This is a genomic window from Proteiniphilum sp. (assembly GCF_034927365.1).
Lineage (GTDB): Bacteria > Bacteroidota > Bacteroidia > Bacteroidales > Dysgonomonadaceae > Proteiniphilum.
In genome coordinates this window covers 22,544-38,789 of record NZ_JAYFQD010000039.1, presented here as the reverse complement: position 1 = coordinate 38,789, position 16,246 = coordinate 22,544, and the positions used below count along the sequence as shown (strand labels likewise).

14 protein-coding genes are annotated in these 16,246 nt (G+C 44.6%); 8 read left to right on the top strand and 6 right to left on the bottom strand.

What is annotated here, in order from left to right:
- Nucleotides 1-105 precede the first annotated feature (105 nt).
- From VB073_RS17260 to rnc, 3 genes are read left to right on the top strand one after another with little or no spacing between them, the layout of a single operon-like run.
- Entirely contained in the window at nt 106-342 is a 237-nt protein-coding gene (locus VB073_RS17260) for an acyl carrier protein (protein ID WP_019539373.1), read from the top strand.
- Between the two features lie 10 nt (nt 343-352).
- Nucleotides 353-1,615, top strand: coding sequence for a beta-ketoacyl-ACP synthase II (gene fabF, locus VB073_RS17255; RefSeq protein WP_323405428.1), 1,263 nt, complete (start codon nt 353-355; stop codon nt 1,613-1,615).
- Nucleotide 1,616: 1 nt separating this feature from the next.
- Nucleotides 1,617-2,429 (top strand): ribonuclease III, encoded by an 813-nt coding sequence (gene rnc / locus VB073_RS17250; protein ID WP_323405427.1) that lies wholly within the window; start codon nt 1,617-1,619, stop codon nt 2,427-2,429.
- Between the two features lie 68 nt (nt 2,430-2,497).
- On the opposite strand, the gene VB073_RS17245 is transcribed toward rnc, so the two are convergent.
- The 3 genes from VB073_RS17245 to surE form a co-directional block, all read right to left on the bottom strand.
- A complete protein-coding gene (locus VB073_RS17245; RefSeq protein ID WP_323405426.1) occupies nt 2,498-3,511 on the bottom strand; it encodes an ATP-dependent 6-phosphofructokinase in 1,014 nt (337 codons plus the stop codon).
- Between the two features lie 12 nt (nt 3,512-3,523).
- Nucleotides 3,524-4,687, bottom strand: a complete 1,164-nt coding sequence (gene lpxB / locus VB073_RS17240; RefSeq protein WP_323405425.1) for a lipid-A-disaccharide synthase — start codon at nt 4,685-4,687, stop codon at nt 3,524-3,526.
- A gap of 98 nt (nt 4,688-4,785) precedes the next feature.
- Complete coding sequence (surE, locus tag VB073_RS17235; protein ID WP_323405424.1) at nt 4,786-5,550, bottom strand: 5'/3'-nucleotidase SurE; 765 nt, start codon at nt 5,548-5,550, stop codon at nt 4,786-4,788.
- 258 nt (nt 5,551-5,808) lie between these two features.
- Here surE and VB073_RS17230 point away from each other — a divergent pair, with 258 nt between their 5' ends.
- Entirely contained in the window at nt 5,809-7,437 is a 1,629-nt protein-coding gene (locus VB073_RS17230) for an alkaline phosphatase (RefSeq protein WP_323405423.1), read from the top strand.
- 73 nt (nt 7,438-7,510) lie between these two features.
- On the opposite strand, the gene VB073_RS17225 is transcribed toward VB073_RS17230, so the two are convergent.
- From VB073_RS17225 to purD, 3 genes are all read right to left on the bottom strand, one after another.
- The gene (locus VB073_RS17225) at nt 7,511-8,011 is read right to left on the bottom strand and encodes a DUF4251 domain-containing protein (protein WP_323405422.1); all 501 of its coding nucleotides are present in this window, start codon (nt 8,009-8,011) and stop codon (nt 7,511-7,513) included.
- A gap of 103 nt (nt 8,012-8,114) precedes the next feature.
- Entirely contained in the window at nt 8,115-9,134 is a 1,020-nt protein-coding gene (locus tag VB073_RS17220) for a hypothetical protein (protein ID WP_323405421.1), read from the bottom strand.
- Nucleotides 9,135-9,143: 9 nt separating this feature from the next.
- Nucleotides 9,144-10,421 carry a phosphoribosylamine--glycine ligase gene (gene purD, locus VB073_RS17215; protein WP_323405420.1) on the bottom strand — a complete coding sequence of 426 codons (1,278 nt, stop codon included), beginning with the start codon at nt 10,419-10,421 and terminating at the stop codon, nt 9,144-9,146.
- Between the two features lie 335 nt (nt 10,422-10,756).
- On the opposite strand from purD, the gene VB073_RS17210 reads away from it, so the two are divergent.
- From VB073_RS17210 to VB073_RS17195, 4 genes are read left to right on the top strand one after another with little or no spacing between them, the layout of a single operon-like run.
- On the top strand, nt 10,757-11,701 hold the full coding sequence (locus VB073_RS17210) for an NAD(P)H-dependent flavin oxidoreductase (RefSeq protein ID WP_323405429.1): 945 nt from the start codon (nt 10,757-10,759) through the stop codon (nt 11,699-11,701).
- Nucleotides 11,702-11,730: 29 nt separating this feature from the next.
- Nucleotides 11,731-13,899: a S9 family peptidase gene (locus VB073_RS17205; protein ID WP_323405419.1), complete on the top strand. Its 2,169-nt coding sequence runs from the start codon at nt 11,731-11,733 to the stop codon at nt 13,897-13,899.
- Nucleotides 13,900-13,901: 2 nt separating this feature from the next.
- Entirely contained in the window at nt 13,902-14,726 is an 825-nt protein-coding gene (locus VB073_RS17200; protein WP_323405418.1) for an MBL fold metallo-hydrolase, read from the top strand.
- A gap of 41 nt (nt 14,727-14,767) precedes the next feature.
- Nucleotides 14,768-16,222 (top strand): lipopolysaccharide biosynthesis protein, encoded by a 1,455-nt coding sequence (locus VB073_RS17195; RefSeq protein ID WP_323405417.1) that lies wholly within the window; start codon nt 14,768-14,770, stop codon nt 16,220-16,222.
- The last annotated feature ends 24 nt before the right edge of the window (nt 16,223-16,246 follow it).

Below are 16,246 nucleotides of genomic sequence, written 5' to 3'. Positions count from 1 at the left end.
CTTGATTTTAATGAGCAAAAGTTTGCTCAATTCGAGAAAATTTGTGTTACTTTGCACCGCAAATTTAAGAATAAATTTTTTATTTATTAATTAATATTGAAAGTTATGTCTGAAGTAGCACAAAGAGTAAAATCGATTATTGTCGATAAATTGGGTGTTGAAGAAGTTGAAGTTACTGAAACTGCAAGCTTCACCAATGATTTGGGAGCTGACTCTCTTGATACGGTAGAATTGATCATGGAATTCGAAAAGGAATTCAACATCTCAATTCCGGACGATCAAGCTGAAAAGATCTCTACTGTTGGTGACGCAATTTCTTACGTAGAACAACACGCAAAATAAATCCATTTTTATGGAGTTAAAGAGAGTAGTAGTAACAGGCCTGGGTGCGATCACCCCCCTTGGAAACGACGTGAAAACCACGTGGGAGAATGCTTTGGCGGGTAAGAGCGGAGCCGGGCCTATTACTCATTTTGATGCATCGCTTTTCAAAACGCAGTTTGCCTGCGAAGTAAACGACTTCGATCCGAGCGATCGGTTCGATCGTAAAGAAGCCAGAAAATACGACCGTTATGCCCAGCTTGCCGTCCACGCAGCCAAAGAAGCGATGACAGACTCGGGGCTCGATCTCGAAAAAGAGAACGTAGACCGTATCGGGGTTATTTTTTCTGCCGGAATCGGAGGAATAAGAACATTCGAAGAGGAAGTGGGTAATTATTATACCAGTATGGACAAAGGGCCTCGATTCAATCCCTTTTTCATTCCGAAAATGATAGCGGATATTGCTGCCGGGCATATCTCTATGATTTATGGACTGAGAGGTCCCAACTACGCAACCGTATCGGCTTGCGCTTCCTCAACAAATGCGATTGTCGACGCATTCAATCTTATCCGTCTGGGTAAAGCCAACGCCATTGTTACAGGTGGTGCCGAAGCAACAATCAGTCCTTCGGCAGTGGGAGGGTTCAACGCCATGCACGCGTTATCCACCCGCAACGACTCCCCTTTCACAGCATCACGTCCTTTCAGCGCCAGTCGCGATGGATTCGTGATCGGAGAAGGTGGAGCAACACTCATCCTCGAAGAATTGGAACATGCATTAGCGCGTGGTGCCAAGATTTATGCGGAGGTAGTGGGTGGCGGTATGTCGGCCGATGCACACCATATCACCGCATCCCATCCCGAAGGGTTGGGAGCCAAGCTGGTGATGCGGAACGCCCTTGAAGATGCCGAAATGAGCCCGGATGAGATCGATTACATCAATGTACACGGCACATCCACTCCTGTAGGTGATATCTCGGAAGTGAAGGCGATCCTCAATGTATTTGGTGAACATGCTTACAATCTGAATATCAGTTCTACCAAATCGATGACTGGTCACCTTCTCGGAGGTGCAGGTGCCATTGAAGCGATGTTCACTATCCTGGCAATCAGGGATCAAATCGTTCCTCCCACCATCAATCACGAAGAAGGGGATAACGATCCGGAAATTGATTACAATCTGAATTTCACATTCAACAAAGCTCAAAAAAGGAAGATAAGAGCTGCGTTATCTAACACTTTTGGCTTTGGGGGACACAACGCAAGTGTAATTCTCAAGCAATTCAACAAATAGTGTGTTAAGAAGACTCGTAAAGAGGATCAAGGCTCTCCCTCACAGAGGGAAAGAGCCTTACCTTTCATTTTATAATATCCTGGGATTCTATCCTGATAGAATAGCTCTCTATCAGGAAGCCATGACTCACCGTTCTTCGTCCCTTCGGTCGGAGAAAGGACGATGGGTGAATAATGAACGTCTCGAATTTTTGGGAGACGCCATTTTGGATGCCATCGTTGCCGATATCCTCTATAAAGATTTCGAACACAAAAAGGAAGGGTTTCTCACCAGTACCCGTTCACGTATCGTACAGAGGGAGACACTCAATAAACTGGCCATAGACCTCGGGCTCGACAAACTTATTGTCTCATCGACCCGCAACCTGGCCCACAACACCAACATATATGGTGATGCTCTGGAGGCTCTTATCGGTGCTATCTATCTCGACCAGGGTTACCGGGTAGCGAAGCAATTCGTGTTTGAAACGATGATCAAACAGCATCTCAATATTGACAAGGTGTTGAAGAGTGAAGTCGATTTCAAGTCGAGGTTAATTGAATGGGGGCAGAAAAACAGGGTAGACGTTCACTTTGAGGTTACTGAATCAACTTATGATGCACAAAATAATCCGGTGTTTTTTTCCCGTGTGAAGGTAGGAGGCAAGGAAATAGGTTCCGGAAAAGGATATTCGAAAAAAGAATCGCATCAGATGGCAGCAAAAGTAGCGATTAAAAAGTTACGTGAGAGCAACGAACTGCAAGAGTCACTCGTTGACTTAACGAAAAGTGAAATCGAGAACACAGACAAAGAAAGAGAATCACCCGGCATATGATGTAAAGAGTGATCGAAATAGAGCAGCAGCCTGAACACATTTATTTTGTATCCGGGCTGCTGCTTTTATCAGATACCAAAAGAAATACCCATTCGTTTGCCCTGAAGAACAAGTTGGTTATCGGCAGTAACCAACCGCAATTTACCTGCCACATCCGACAAAGGTACATCGGTAATTTCTGATCCGATTTTAGCTACCATTCGGCCGAATTTTCCTTGGTGAATCAATTCGGCTGCATAACCTCCAAGCGATGTGCCGAGATTTCTGTCATAAGGTGAAGGCGTTCCTCCGCGTTGGATATATCCAAGTACTGTCTCCCGTGTCTCAAAACCGGTCTGCGCCTCAATTGCACGGGCAAAGTAAGTAGCCGGGCGTTCTTTGGTAGGCACTTCAACCCCCTCAGCCACGGCAACGATGGAATATGCTTTTCCCACCTCCATACGGTGATTGATCTTATCAACGACCACATTCATATTGTATCCTAATTCCGGCAACAATATGATATCGGCCCCTCCGGCCATTCCGGCATAAAGAGTAATCCATCCCGCATGATGTCCCATCAGTTCAATCACTATCACACGACGATGAGAGCTGGCGGTAGAGTGCAACCTGTCAATTGCATCAGTAGCTATATTTACGGCAGTATCGAAACCAAAGGTTACATCCGTACCGTACACGTCATTATCAATGGTTTTGGGAATTCCTACTACATTCAATCCCAATTCCGATAGCATATAGGTAGTCCGCTGTGTACCGTTCCCGCCGATACAGACCAAACAATCGAGTCCCAGTTCATTATAGGCATTCTTGATTTGTTCCCTGTCTTTCTCGTCGGGAGAAGTAATCATCTTACGGAATACCTTTTCCCGTGCTGTACCCAAAATGGTTCCTCCCATATTTAGGATTCCCGAGAGAGAAGGATCGGTCAATTCCACAATATCCTTGTATAGTAAACCTGAAAAACCGTTTTGAATACCGATCACCTGCATACCATAATTATTGATGGCTGTTTTTCCTACGCCTCGTATGGTCGCATTTATTCCGGGTGCATCGCCGCCGGATGTAAGAATACCTACTTTCATATGATTGATGATTTATAATTTGTGATTTGTGAATGATGACTTTCCCGTACTCTTGTCATAGATGAATGCAGCGGCTCGGTTCGACGCTCCTGCCCCCCCCAGGATCTGTCTCATCTCTGCATAATTATCGAGCATATTCTGCCGATAACTTTTGACATGGAGTATCTGTTTCAATTCTTTACGGATATTATCTACCGTGAAAAAGCGGGCAAACAACTCTTTGACAACCTCACGATTGCATATGAGATTCACCAGGGAAATATAAGGGGTATGGAAAAAATTATGGAAGATCCAATAGGTAATTCGTGGCATCGGCGTCCGATAACAGACCACTTGTGGCACATTGAGCAGAGCTGTTTCCAGCGTAGCAGTACCCGAGGTTACCAATGCGGCATCCGCTTGCGCGAGAATACGGTAGGTCTGGTTAAAGAATACCTTTGCGGATGGAAATGAGCCAATAAAATCAGCATAGAAATCAGGATCAATACCAGGTGCCCCGGCTACGATCAGTTGGTAATCCTCAGCATAGCCTTTCACCGCTTCAAGCATTGATGGCAGGTTATCGGCAATTTCCTGTTTACGACTACCGGCCAGGAGAGCGATCACAGGTCTATTATCCAGCCCGTTCGCTTCCACGAAATGAGCAAAAGTCTCCTCTTTATAATCTCGGGCTACAATAGCATCCACTGTGGGATTTCCCACATAGTGTATCTCATATTGATATTCTCTGAAAAAGTCGACCTCAAACGGCAAGATCGACAACATTTCATCGACATATTTCTTGAACGATTTTACCCGGTATTTTTTCCAGGCCCATACTTTAGGTGAGATATAATAATAAACCGGAATTCCCAATTCAGTTTTTACATACTTGGCGACCTTCAGGTTAAAACCAGGGTAATCAATCAAAATAACAGCATCGGGACAATAGGCAGCTATGTCCTTTTTGCAGAATGCAAGGTTTTTCAGGATGGTGCGGGCATTCAATACTACCGGAATAATACCCATAAAAGCCATATCGCGATAATGTCTCACCAACGTTCCTCCGACAGATTCCATCAAATCCCCACCAAAGAAACGAAAATCGGCCTCTTTGTCAAGCTTCCGTAACGACTGCATCAGATTTGATGCATGTAAATCGCCAGATGCCTCTCCTGCTATAAGGTAGTATTTCATTTTAATTTAGGATTTGGGATTTAAAATTCTAAACTTCTCCACTCTTCTACTTTCACTTCTTGACTTCCGACTTCTAACTTCTTCCATTAATACTACCTTCAAAATTTCCACTCTTTTAACTGAGGAAGGAAATCGTATGCCGTCATATCAATTTTCACAGGTACAACTGAAGCATAACCATTTGCCAACACCCATTCATCACTATTCTCATTTTCTCCCTCCCAATTCTCAAAATTACCGGTCAGCCAGAATATATCTCTACCCGCACCATCTTTGGATCGGTGGTATTCATTTACCCACTTACCCTGTGTCTGTGTTGTCACTCTAATTCCTTTCACCGCTCCGGAAGGGACATTCACATTAAGGCATATACCCTTCGGAAGACCTTCCTCTATCGCTTTTTTCGCCACTTTTGAGGCTACTTCCATCGTGGAAGAGAAATCGGCATCAGAAGTGAAATCACATAACGAGAAACCAATAGAAGGCACATCAAAAATACAACCTTCAATGGCAGCGCCCATTGTTCCGGAATAGATAACGCTGATCCCTGCATTGGATCCGTGATTGATCCCCGAAACCAGCAAGTCGGGCTTTCGCTCAGTAAATTCATTCAATGCCAGCTTCACACAGTCAACCGGAGTACCGTTACATGCATACACTGTAAGATCCTCCTCTTTTCGCAATAATCGCGCACGAAGCGGAAAACTGGGGGAAATAGCACTCGACATACCCGAACGATGCGAGTCGGGCGCAAAAACGATCACATCTCCCAGGTTCCTCATCGCTTCCGTCAAAGAAGTAATTCCTTTCGATTGATACCCGTCGTCATTAGTAACCAGTATCAGTGGTCTTCTATTCATCATTCTTCTGTTTTTTTCCAAAATACAAATATAGTGAAAGCCGGGAGAAATGCCAAGCTTGCTCGAACTATAATACTATCTTTCTGCATAGGCATTACAAAATGGTTAATTCTCCCATCCTTGCGGAAAAGGTTATAAATTTTTTATACCTTTGGCGTTCACAAACAATTTTAGGAGATGGAACATCTGTCGGTTTTTTTGTCCCCCGGCCATTAATTCTACAGGTTCCTTCCCTTATTACAAAAAACAATGACAATCGTTATGAAAAGATTTGGTACACTTCTCTATTTACTTCTGGCCGTCTCCCTTATATACGCACAGGAAGTAAAGCCCGTAAAAAATGTGATCATGATGATCCCCGACGGTACTTCTTTAGGAGTCTATTCTGCCGCCCGGTGGTTCAAATACTACAATGGAATGGATGATAAGCTCAATGTTGATCCTTATATTACCGGGACCGTCACTACTTTCTCATCGAATGCACCCATCGGGGATTCTGCTCCTACCGGCTCCTGTTACGCAACAGGGATATTGCAACAAACCGGAAATGTGGCTATTCACCCCGAAGTCTCCGAGAATGACCTGTTTCCAGTAGATGCATCGCGTACCTATCAGCCTGCCGCCACGATCCTGGAAGCATCAAAAATCGAAAAAAAGAAAGCAGTCGGGTTAGTCGTAACCTGTGAATTTCCACATGCTACTCCTGCCGACTTCTCTTCACATCATTACAACCGAGGAAACTACAAAGCGCTTGCTCCGCAGATAGCCTATCAGAACATAGACGTGGTGTTCGGAGGAGGAAATGGTATTCTTACCGACGACATAAAAAAGCATTTTGCAAATAATGGCACTACCCTCATTCAAGACGATAAAGAGGCATTGCTCAATTATAGAGGTAATGGAAAAATATGGGCACTGTTTGGAGATCGCGCCTTACCTTATAACATCGACAGAAATCCCGATAAAGTACCTTCGATCGCGGAAATGACAGAGAAAGCGTTAGAGGTGTTATCGAAAAGTGAAAACGGTTTCTTCCTGATGATAGAAGGAAGTCAGGTGGACTGGGCTGCCCATGCCAACGATGCTGTCACCATGATCAACGAATACCTCGCCTTTGACGAAGCAGTGGGCAAGGCGATAGAATTTGCCAAAAAGGATGGAAACACGGTGGTGGTAGTAGCTGCCGATCACGGGAACAGCGGAATCTCTATCGGTTCAAGCAGATGTCCGGGATACGATAAACTCTCTATCGAACAACTCTTTGGCGCAGTATCCAAATACAAGCTGAGTGCCAACGGACTAGAATCAATACTGGTCAAAACGAAACCTGATGAGATGAAAGCCGTATTCAAAAAATATACCGATATCGATATCACAGATGAAGAGCTTGAGACATTGCTCTCCTCCAAGAATTACAAAGAGGCTGACTACATGAAAGTAGCCTCCAGCAATAACCTTGCCCACAACATCGTGAACATCATGAACTCCAGGACCTGTTTTGGGTTCACAACCGGAGGACATACCGGTGAAGAAGTACTTCTTTCCTCTTATCATCCTCAGGGTGACGTACTCAAAGGACATATTAAAAATACCGATCTGAATCAATACCTTCAAAAAGTGACGGGCTTGGAAATATCTTTACAGGAATTATCCGATAAAATATTTGTCAAACACGACCAGGTTTTTACAGGAATGAGTTATTCGATCGACAAGAAAGAGCCCGACTTCCCGATACTTAAGGTGAAGAAAGGAAAAAATACGCTTGAAATAAAAGCATTTTCGTCCGTGGCGCAACTGAACGGAAAACCCTTCGACATAGGTTCTGTGGTAGTCTATATCGATAAGAACGATACATTCTATTTACCTGCCGACTTAGTAAAGAAATTATAGATGATCGATCCGGCATCATAAAACAAAAAATCCACTCGAAAGTGGATTTTTTGTTTTTGATCAAAAGGTAGAATCACTCCGTCCCTACCTCCAGGTCTCCCTGGAACGAAATCGGCTGTCTGTCTGCATCATTCACCGTAAGCCGGGCCGTTCCTTTCTCCCAGATATCAAAGCTAAAGGTTATAGGACGATCCTGATCGCGTATTGTGATGACTGCAATCCAATTTCCCTTCTTCTTTCCCTCTTCTATCTGGTACTCAAAATTAGTGCTCGTAAACCGGTATCCCCCTTCAGCGGGGTTCATAGGAGCACGATAAGCACGTCCGTAATAAGGCAAATAAACTGTTACCTTGTCGGGGAACACTTTCACGTCGTAATAAGGCGAAAGATAGATAGACTTGTAACCGGTAGGATAAGCAAAAGTAGCACTAAACGTAAATTCCGGTATCTCCACTGCATTTCTCACATCAACAGCCAGTTTTTCCCTTTCAGCAACTGATTGAGCACTCCCGCAGGCATAAAATATCAGCACTGACAATAGTACTGTAAGTTGTAATAATGGCAACCTTTTCATATATACCCTCCTTTATAATAATATACTTTGTAGTTGTATACCGCCAATCCCTATACCGACGGCAATCAATTATATAATAAACAGACGAAAAGATGTTTTTGTTTTATAGTAGAGGTTTGACTGAAGGAAGAAGATGTGATAAATAGAGCAACAGCATCAATGACAGCATACCATATGCTACATAAATATGGTTCTTAGAGATTGTCTTTGAATAAAAGTAGGCATTCAGGTAGGAGATGAGCGCAAGAGAGAGTAATAGGAAAAAGAAGGTCTCCTTCCAATATATCACCTGAAGAATCAGTAAAAATACAATCAGATAGATCACGAACTGCATAAATGAAAGTGTAAGCGCCTTGTCACGGATATATATCCTGATACTGAACATCATATTGGATACAAAAAATAGTCCTACAAACAGTACTCCCCCCCATTCCAAAATGGAATACATGGGAATTTCAGGTGCGGAAAAGTAAACAAATTGAAAAAATGGCCGTATAAAACGAGTTATATCGTCCTGTATCCAGTAGATGGAAAAGACCGTCACATATACGAGGAATAATCCGAATAACGAGGAAATAAAAGAACGGACCTGAGGGCCTCTCATCGATCGTTCCCCAATCCACCACAGAGGCAATAACACGAAAGCGAAGATCTGAAATAGTGATGCCATCGCAATCAGTATCGATGCCCGAAAGGAACAGAGATAAGAGTCGGCTTTCTGATACGATTCCAGAAGAGGAAAGAATGCGAGAAGGACAAAGACAATACTGATATAATCGCCCGACATCACAAGAAAGTAAGGATGGAGGCTTAACAGGAACAATGGTGCGGTAAAAGGAAGGTTAGAGCGCGAACGAAGAAGATTAAACCGGCTGTTAATCAGGAAAAGAAGCCAGGAGATAAGAAAAACCGACAGTGTGGAAGCAAGTAATGAAATCAGGGGATAATCAAAAAGATGCGCTATCGGCTCCCAAAAATAATTATCACCCCAAGTGTCAATCCGGGGTAATCCCTCTCCATAAAATAGAGCTGCCCGCATACCAATCACTCCCAAAGCAGCAAGTAAAGGAACAAAACGCCCCTCGACAAAAGCTGTACGAAATGATTTGACAACGGAATGCATGGGAGCTTTTTATTTTGTATGGAGATCGAAGCCTATATCCTTTCTGAAATAACTGTGTTCGAAATTGATCTTTGCAATGTTCTTATAGGATGTTTCCAATGCTTCCTCCATAGTCTTTCCATAAGAGGTGACGGAAAGTACACGTCCTCCCGAAGTAACCACTTCATCTCCTATGTTCTTGGTTCCTGCATGAAAAACGATACTATCATGTATATCATTGAGCCCTTCAATGGTTTTTCCATTTTCATATCTTTCGGGATAGCCGCCGGAAACCATCATCACGGTTACGGCATAGCGATCATCTGTCTCCAGAGTTTTCTCATCCAATGTTTCAGAAGCTACAGCAGTAAACAATTCTAAAAGATCAGACTGAATTAGCGGTATCACCACTTCCGTCTCAGGATCTCCCATACGAACATTGTATTCAATGACCTTAGGCTCCCCCCTAACATCGATTAAACCCAGAAAAATAAAACCTTTGTAGTCTATCCGTTCCTTGCGTAATCCCTCGATGGTCGGTTCCACGATCCGGTTACGTACTTTTTCCATGAAGATATCATCGGCAAACGACACTGGCGATACAGCACCCATTCCACCGGTATTTAGGCCGGTATCACCCTCTCCGATCCGCTTATAGTCTTTTGCCACCGGCAGGATCTTATAAGATTTCCCATCAGTCAACACGAAAACCGAACATTCAATACCCGAAAGGAACTCTTCTATCACTACACTCTGGCTGGCAGCACCAAACTTCCCGTTGAGCATTTCCCAAAGCGATTGTTTCGCTTCGTTCAGATCATCCAGAATCAGTACCCCTTTTCCGGCTGCCAGACCATCTGCTTTCAAGACATAAGGCGACGGGAGCGAATCAAGGAAGGCATTCCCTTCCTCCACACTGTCAAGAGTGACTGTCTTGAAACGTGCGGTAGGGATATCATAAAAAGTCATGAATCGTTTGGCAAAATCCTTGCTTCCCTCTAATTGTGCTCCTTTCCGGGAAGGGCCTATCACGGCAATATGACAGATATCCTCATCCTCGTGAAAATAGTCATATACACCTTCCACCAGAGGCACCTCGGGTCCTACAACAATCATATCGATATCGTGATCGAGGGAAAACCGCTTCATCGCACTAAAATCGGTCACGTCAATGGCAACGTTCGTACCTAACGACGCAGTACCTGCATTGCCCGGTGCAATATATAGATTGTTCAGGAGTCTGCTTTTCCGAATTTTCCAGGCCATTGCATGTTCGCGACCACCAGAACCAAGAAGAAGGACGTTCATATTTTTTAAAATTACAAATTATTTTAGAACCAAGCATTCCAGAATGTTCTCACCGTTCAAAAAATGCGTTGAAACATTTTGTTTCTTAAGAGAACCAAGACTGTTAGAGCCAAGATTTTTAAGTGAATATGTGAACAATTAAAAGTCAAAAATTAAAAATGAATTCTCAACTTCTTTACTTCATCAATCTCATTATTCACATTGTCTCATTGGCACATTGTCTCATTGAGATGCAAAGCTACTAAAAAAATGATTTTGTTCCACGACGATGGGGTAAAATCGTCGGGAGGATGCTATCTTTGTAACTTAAAGCTACAAATATTACAAAAATGAGTATAAACCGGATATCGGATCTTTTTGGTATTCGCTACCCTATCGTTCAGGCAGGGATGGTATGGTGCAGTGGATGGAAATTAGCAGCAGCAGTCAGCAATGCCGGGGGACTGGGACTGATTGGAGCAGGATCAATGTATCCCGACATATTACGTGAACACATTCAAAAATGCAAGGCTGCTACCGGAAATCCGTTTGGGGTAAACGTCCCGTTGATGTACCCCCAGATTGAGGAGATCATGCAAATCATCCTCGAGGAGAAAGTACCGGTCGTTTTCACTTCGGCCGGTAACCCAAAAACATGGACATCGAAACTTAAAGAGGCAGGGATAAAAGTAGCCCATGTGGTGTCGAGCTCCAAATTTGCCGTTAAATGTGCTGAAGCCGGCGTTGATGCCGTCGTCGCCGAAGGATTTGAGGCCGGAGGCCATAATGGGCGTGAAGAAACCACCACCTTCGCATTGATTCCACAGGTGAGAAAGGCTGTCGATCTGCCATTGATCGCAGCAGGAGGTATTGCAACGGGCGAAGGGATGGCTGCGGCCTTCGCACTGGGAGCCGAAGGAGTACAAGTCGGTACCCGGTTTGCCTTGACCGAAGAGAGTTCGGCCAGTGAAGCTTTCAAGCAACGGTGTATCTCCTTGAATGAAGGAGACACCCTATTATCACTCAAGAAAGTAAGCCCTACCCGACTGATAAAAAATGAGTTCTACCAACAGGTTCAGCAGTTAGAAGACCGCGGTGCCCCTCTTGAGGAACTGCGGGAGTTATTAGGCAGGGGACGTTCCAAAAGGGGCATCTTCGAAGGTGACCTGACAGAGGGAGAACTGGAAATCGGCCAGATCGCTTCCCATATAAGGGAGATCATTCCCGCCGGTGAAGTAGTGAAACAAATCATGAAAGGATTCCATCAAACAGTAAAAAAACTATCCGACGTGCAGTTGTAATAATTCCTATAAAAATAACAGATATAATAATGCACATCCGACTCAATATACATAGACTGTTGTTATTCATGCTGGCATCCTTCTTTGCCGTGACATTGACCGCACAACAAACCAAAGAGTTTACCCTTGAAGAACTGATTCCGGGAGGACAGCACTTCGGCCGTTTCTATCCACGAATCCCCACACAATACCAGTGGTACGGCGATCAGCTTATGGAACTCCGTAACGACTCAGTCTGGATCATAGGGGATCCTGCAAAGCCCGACAAGAAACAATTGTTTCTTACCTTTGATAAAATTGGGGCAAAGCATGAATCGCTCAACAAAAAAATCAGTCATCTCTCTTTCCCTGCTAACGGTAAGCCAACAGTTCAAGTCCATACCTGGAACGGATTGGGGTTATTTGACATGGAGAAGATGGAGCTGAAGGCTTTTTTCACTTTCCCCGAAAAGAGCAAGAACCATCGTCTCTCCCCGGACTACAGTTACCTGGCCTACACCATCGATAACAATCTTTTCATCAGGAATAGCAATGGGGAAGAGAAAGTCATCACCAACGAAAAAGATCGGGGCATTGTATGCGGCCAATCGGTACACCGGGATGAATTCGGTATCAATAACGGTATATTCTGGTCGCCCGACGGTAAAAAACTGGCCTTCTACCGGATGGATGAGACCATGGTGACCGACTATCCGCTGGTGGATATTTCTGCACGGGTGGCGGAACCGAAACCGATCAAATATCCGATGGCAGGAATGACAAGCCACCAGGTAACAATTGGCGTTTACGACACCACTACCGGCCAGACCATCTTTTTAAAGACAGGAGAACCCGACGATCATTATCTCACCAACATTGCATGGAGCCCCGATGCGTCATCGGTCTACGTGGCTGAACTGAATCGTGGACAGGATCATATGAAAATGGATCGCTACAAGGCAGCAACGGGCAATTTAGACCAAACCTTGTTCGAAGAAACTGATCCTAAATATGTGGAACCCGAACATCCGGTGCTCTTTGCAGACAATAGCAACGGAAATCAATTTATCTGGCAGAGCAGAAGAGACGGTTACAACCATCTCTATCTCTACGACCGGTCGGGAAAACTGATACGACAACTCACCCACGGAACATGGGAAGTGACCGAACTTATCGGTATCGACAAGAGAGGAGAGAAACTCTATTTTATCTCCACCAATCCCACACCGATAGAGCGTCATCTCTATAGTGTGGAACTAAAAAACGGCAGGATCACGCGTCTCAGCTCTCAACCCGGTATGCACTCGGGGGCCATAAGCCACTCAGGGAGATACCTTATAGACCGCTTCTCGGCACACGACAATCCGGGTGTGGTCAACCTGATCGACACCAGGAAAGGGAAACCAATTCTTCTGGCCACGGCAAACAATCCGTTTGAGGGAATTGAAATGCCCTCAGTGGAGTCAGGTTCTATCAAAGCCGCAGACGACAAGACCGACCTCTACTATCGCCTGGTGAAACCGGCCGGCTTCAATCCATCAAAAACATATCCCGTGGCGGTATATGTTTATGGAGGACCTCATTCACAGATGGTAAATAACCGTTGGCTATATGGTTCAGGTGGTTGGGAGACTTACATGGCTCAGAAAGGGTATCTGGTATTCGTGATGGATAACCGGGGTACCTCGTATCGGGGAGCCGCCTTTGAACAGGTTACCCACCGTCAATTAGGCGTAGAGGAAAGCAAAGACCAAAAGAAAGGAGTCGACTTCCTCCACTCGCTACCTTATGTAGACAAGGAAAGAATAGGCATACATGGCTGGAGTTATGGTGGTTTCATGACCATCAACATGTTGCTTCGTTACCCCGGATTGTTCAAGGTGGGTGTAGCCGGGGGCCCCGTGATCGATTGGATGTATTATGAAGTGATGTATGGCGAACGATATATGGATCTACCGGCAGAAAATACGGAGGGATATCTGGAGACCAGCCTGCTCAACAAGGCCGACCAATTGAAAGACCGGTTGCTGATTATTCATGGCGACGAAGATCCCACGGTGGTGATGCAACACAGTCTCCAGTTTCTGAAAGCTTGCATCAAAGCGGGTACCCATCCCGATTTCTTTGTCTATCCCGGACATGGGCACAATATGATGGGACGTGACCGGGTACACCTTCATGAACATATCACCCGCTATTTTGATGATTTTATTGATTAGCCATGCAGTATGAACTTTTTCCTCCGGAAGGATTCTTTTTCTTCAGCCTGAGTAGTGGTAGTTGCGGCAACTGCTATTATCTGGGGAACAGGGATTGGGGTATCCTGATCGATGCGGGAATTGGGCCACGTGTTATCAAGAAGCGTCTTGCCCAATATGGGATCGAACTCTCCTCCATCATGGCTATCCTGATTACGCATGACCATTACGACCACATCAAGTCGGTGGGTTATCTGGGAGAAAAACTGTATATCCCTGTCTATGCTACCCGGGAGGTACACAAGGCAATTATAAACCATCCTCTTGTGCATAACAGTCTCAATGGTTCTACCAGGTATATCGAGAAAGGTACGCCTTTTCAGATTGAAGATTTCAAAATCACCGCATTCAATGTGCCTCACGATAGCGTAGATAATTCCGGCTACTTTATACAGTTCGGTAATCACAGATTCACTTTGGCTACCGACGTGGGAGCCATTACCGATGAAGTAGCCCATTATATCTGCAAGGCTAATCACCTCGTTATTGAGACCAATTACGATGAAGAGATGCTAAACAATGGACGTTATCCCTATTTGCTGAAACAACGTATCACTTCCGGATCGGGGCATCTGAGTAACCGGCAGACTGCCGAGTTTCTTGCCAATAATTATTCATCCGATCTCCGTAATATATGGCTTTGTCATCTCAGCGGAGACAATAACAATCCTGAATTGGCCTACCAAACGGTAGAATCATATCTTCACAGTAAGGGGATCGAAGTAGGGAAACAGGTATCACTTGAGGTATTGAGGAGAAATATACTCTCTTCTAAAACCGATTTTTAAAGAGCAGATATCCGGAAAATCATCATCCAATCACTCCGGGAATGGAAAAGACACTGAAAGAGAAGACCGTAAACGCGTTAGTCTGGAACACCTTCGACAAAACGTTCTCGCAGATAACCTATGCTGTTGTCGGGATTATTCTGGCCAATACCCTCTTCCCTGAAGATTTCGGGTTAATACATATCATTACAGTCTTCTCCGCATTTCTCACCATTTTTGTCGACAGCGGTTTTACTATCGTGCTAATACAACGAAAAAATATTACCGACAGGGATTACAACACAATTTTCTATTTCAATTTATCAGCATCAATAGTCTTATATCTACTCCTCTTTTTTCTGGCACCCCTTATCGCGATATGGTTCGAAGACGCACAGTTAGTACCACTCTCACGGACAATGTTCCTGACCGTGATCATTCAGGCTTTCGGGTTGGTGCAAAGCAGCATCCTGATGCGTAATATGCATATGAAAGCCTTTGCCATCTCCAATATCATCCCATTGCTGGTATCCGGGACAATTGCCGTGATAATGGCTTTAAACGGTTACGGTCCCTGGGCGTTAGTCGCACAGGCGCTGGTATTGGCTGCCACCCGCTCTATCCTTCTATGGGTGCAGAACAGTTGGCGCCCTCGTCTCCAGTTCGATAAAAGCTCTTTCCTGAGTCTCTACTCAAGCGGAAAAAATATGTTCCTCACCGCCTTTACCGGCACATTTTTTCAGAATCTCTACCCACTGATTATCGGTATCTGGTACAGCCTCAAAGATCTGGGGTATTATTCCCAGGCCGACCGATGGAGTAAGATGGGATATACCGCATTGGGGCAGGCTTTGGGACAATCACTCTTTCCCGCACTCTCCTCCATCCAGGATGATCCCGAACGGATGCAACGTGTTTACGGGAAGACAAACCGTACGGCAGCCTATCTCTCCTTTCCTTTCTTTCTGGGATTGATCATCGTGGCCACACCACTGTTCCATGTGCTGTTCGGCTCAAAATGGGATGCATCTATCCCGCTCTTTCAACTCCTACTGGTGAAAGGCTTTTTCTTCGTATTCACCACCGTGATGACCAATTATATTACGGCACAGGGAAAAACCAAGACCGTTTTCCATCTTGAACTGATAAAAAACGGGGTTATCCTCCTTGCCATCCTATTGACTGTGCGGATAAGCATCCCCGCTTTAGTAGCTGGACAAGCCGTAGCCGGGCTAATCCATTATATCATCACACTGTTCATTACAAGCCGTGTTACGCACTACACCATTAAACAGCAGATGAAAGATATATTTCCCTATATCGTGATTACAGGATTGATCTGCGGACTATTGATCCTTGTGCCCATGATAACCTTCAACCCCTGGCTTCAGCTGTTGCTGCAAAGCAGCATAGGGCTCCTGCTTTATACCGGAACCAATAAAGTGTTACATTCTACCATTCAACAAGACATATTCTCCATGATAAGGAACAAGATGAGGACAGTACTAAAACATTGATATTTAATAGTTATTATCTCTATT

Excerpts from the sequence above, each read along its gene's own strand:
- VB073_RS17230 (WP_323405423.1), top strand. The coding sequence starts at position 5,809 with ATGAAAAGATTTGGTACACTTCTCTATTTACTTCTGGCCGTCTCCCTT.
- VB073_RS17225 (WP_323405422.1), bottom strand. The coding sequence starts at position 8,011 with ATGAAAAGGTTGCCATTATTACAACTTACAGTACTATTGTCAGTGCTG.
- lpxB (WP_323405425.1), bottom strand. The coding sequence starts at position 4,687 with ATGAAATACTACCTTATAGCAGGAGAGGCATCTGGCGATTTACATGCA.
- VB073_RS17245 (WP_323405426.1), bottom strand. The coding sequence starts at position 3,511 with ATGAAAGTAGGTATTCTTACATCCGGCGGCGATGCACCCGGAATAAAT.
- VB073_RS17220 (WP_323405421.1), bottom strand. The coding sequence starts at position 9,134 with ATGCATTCCGTTGTCAAATCATTTCGTACAGCTTTTGTCGAGGGGCGT.
- VB073_RS17195 (WP_323405417.1), top strand. The coding sequence starts at position 14,768 with ATGGAAAAGACACTGAAAGAGAAGACCGTAAACGCGTTAGTCTGGAAC.
- fabF (WP_323405428.1), top strand. The coding sequence starts at position 353 with ATGGAGTTAAAGAGAGTAGTAGTAACAGGCCTGGGTGCGATCACCCCC.
- surE (WP_323405424.1), bottom strand. The coding sequence starts at position 5,550 with ATGATGAATAGAAGACCACTGATACTGGTTACTAATGACGACGGGTAT.
- purD (WP_323405420.1), bottom strand. The coding sequence starts at position 10,421 with ATGAACGTCCTTCTTCTTGGTTCTGGTGGTCGCGAACATGCAATGGCC.
- VB073_RS17205 (WP_323405419.1), top strand. The coding sequence starts at position 11,731 with ATGCACATCCGACTCAATATACATAGACTGTTGTTATTCATGCTGGCA.
- VB073_RS17200 (WP_323405418.1), top strand. The coding sequence starts at position 13,902 with ATGCAGTATGAACTTTTTCCTCCGGAAGGATTCTTTTTCTTCAGCCTG.
- VB073_RS17260 (WP_019539373.1), top strand. The coding sequence starts at position 106 with ATGTCTGAAGTAGCACAAAGAGTAAAATCGATTATTGTCGATAAATTG.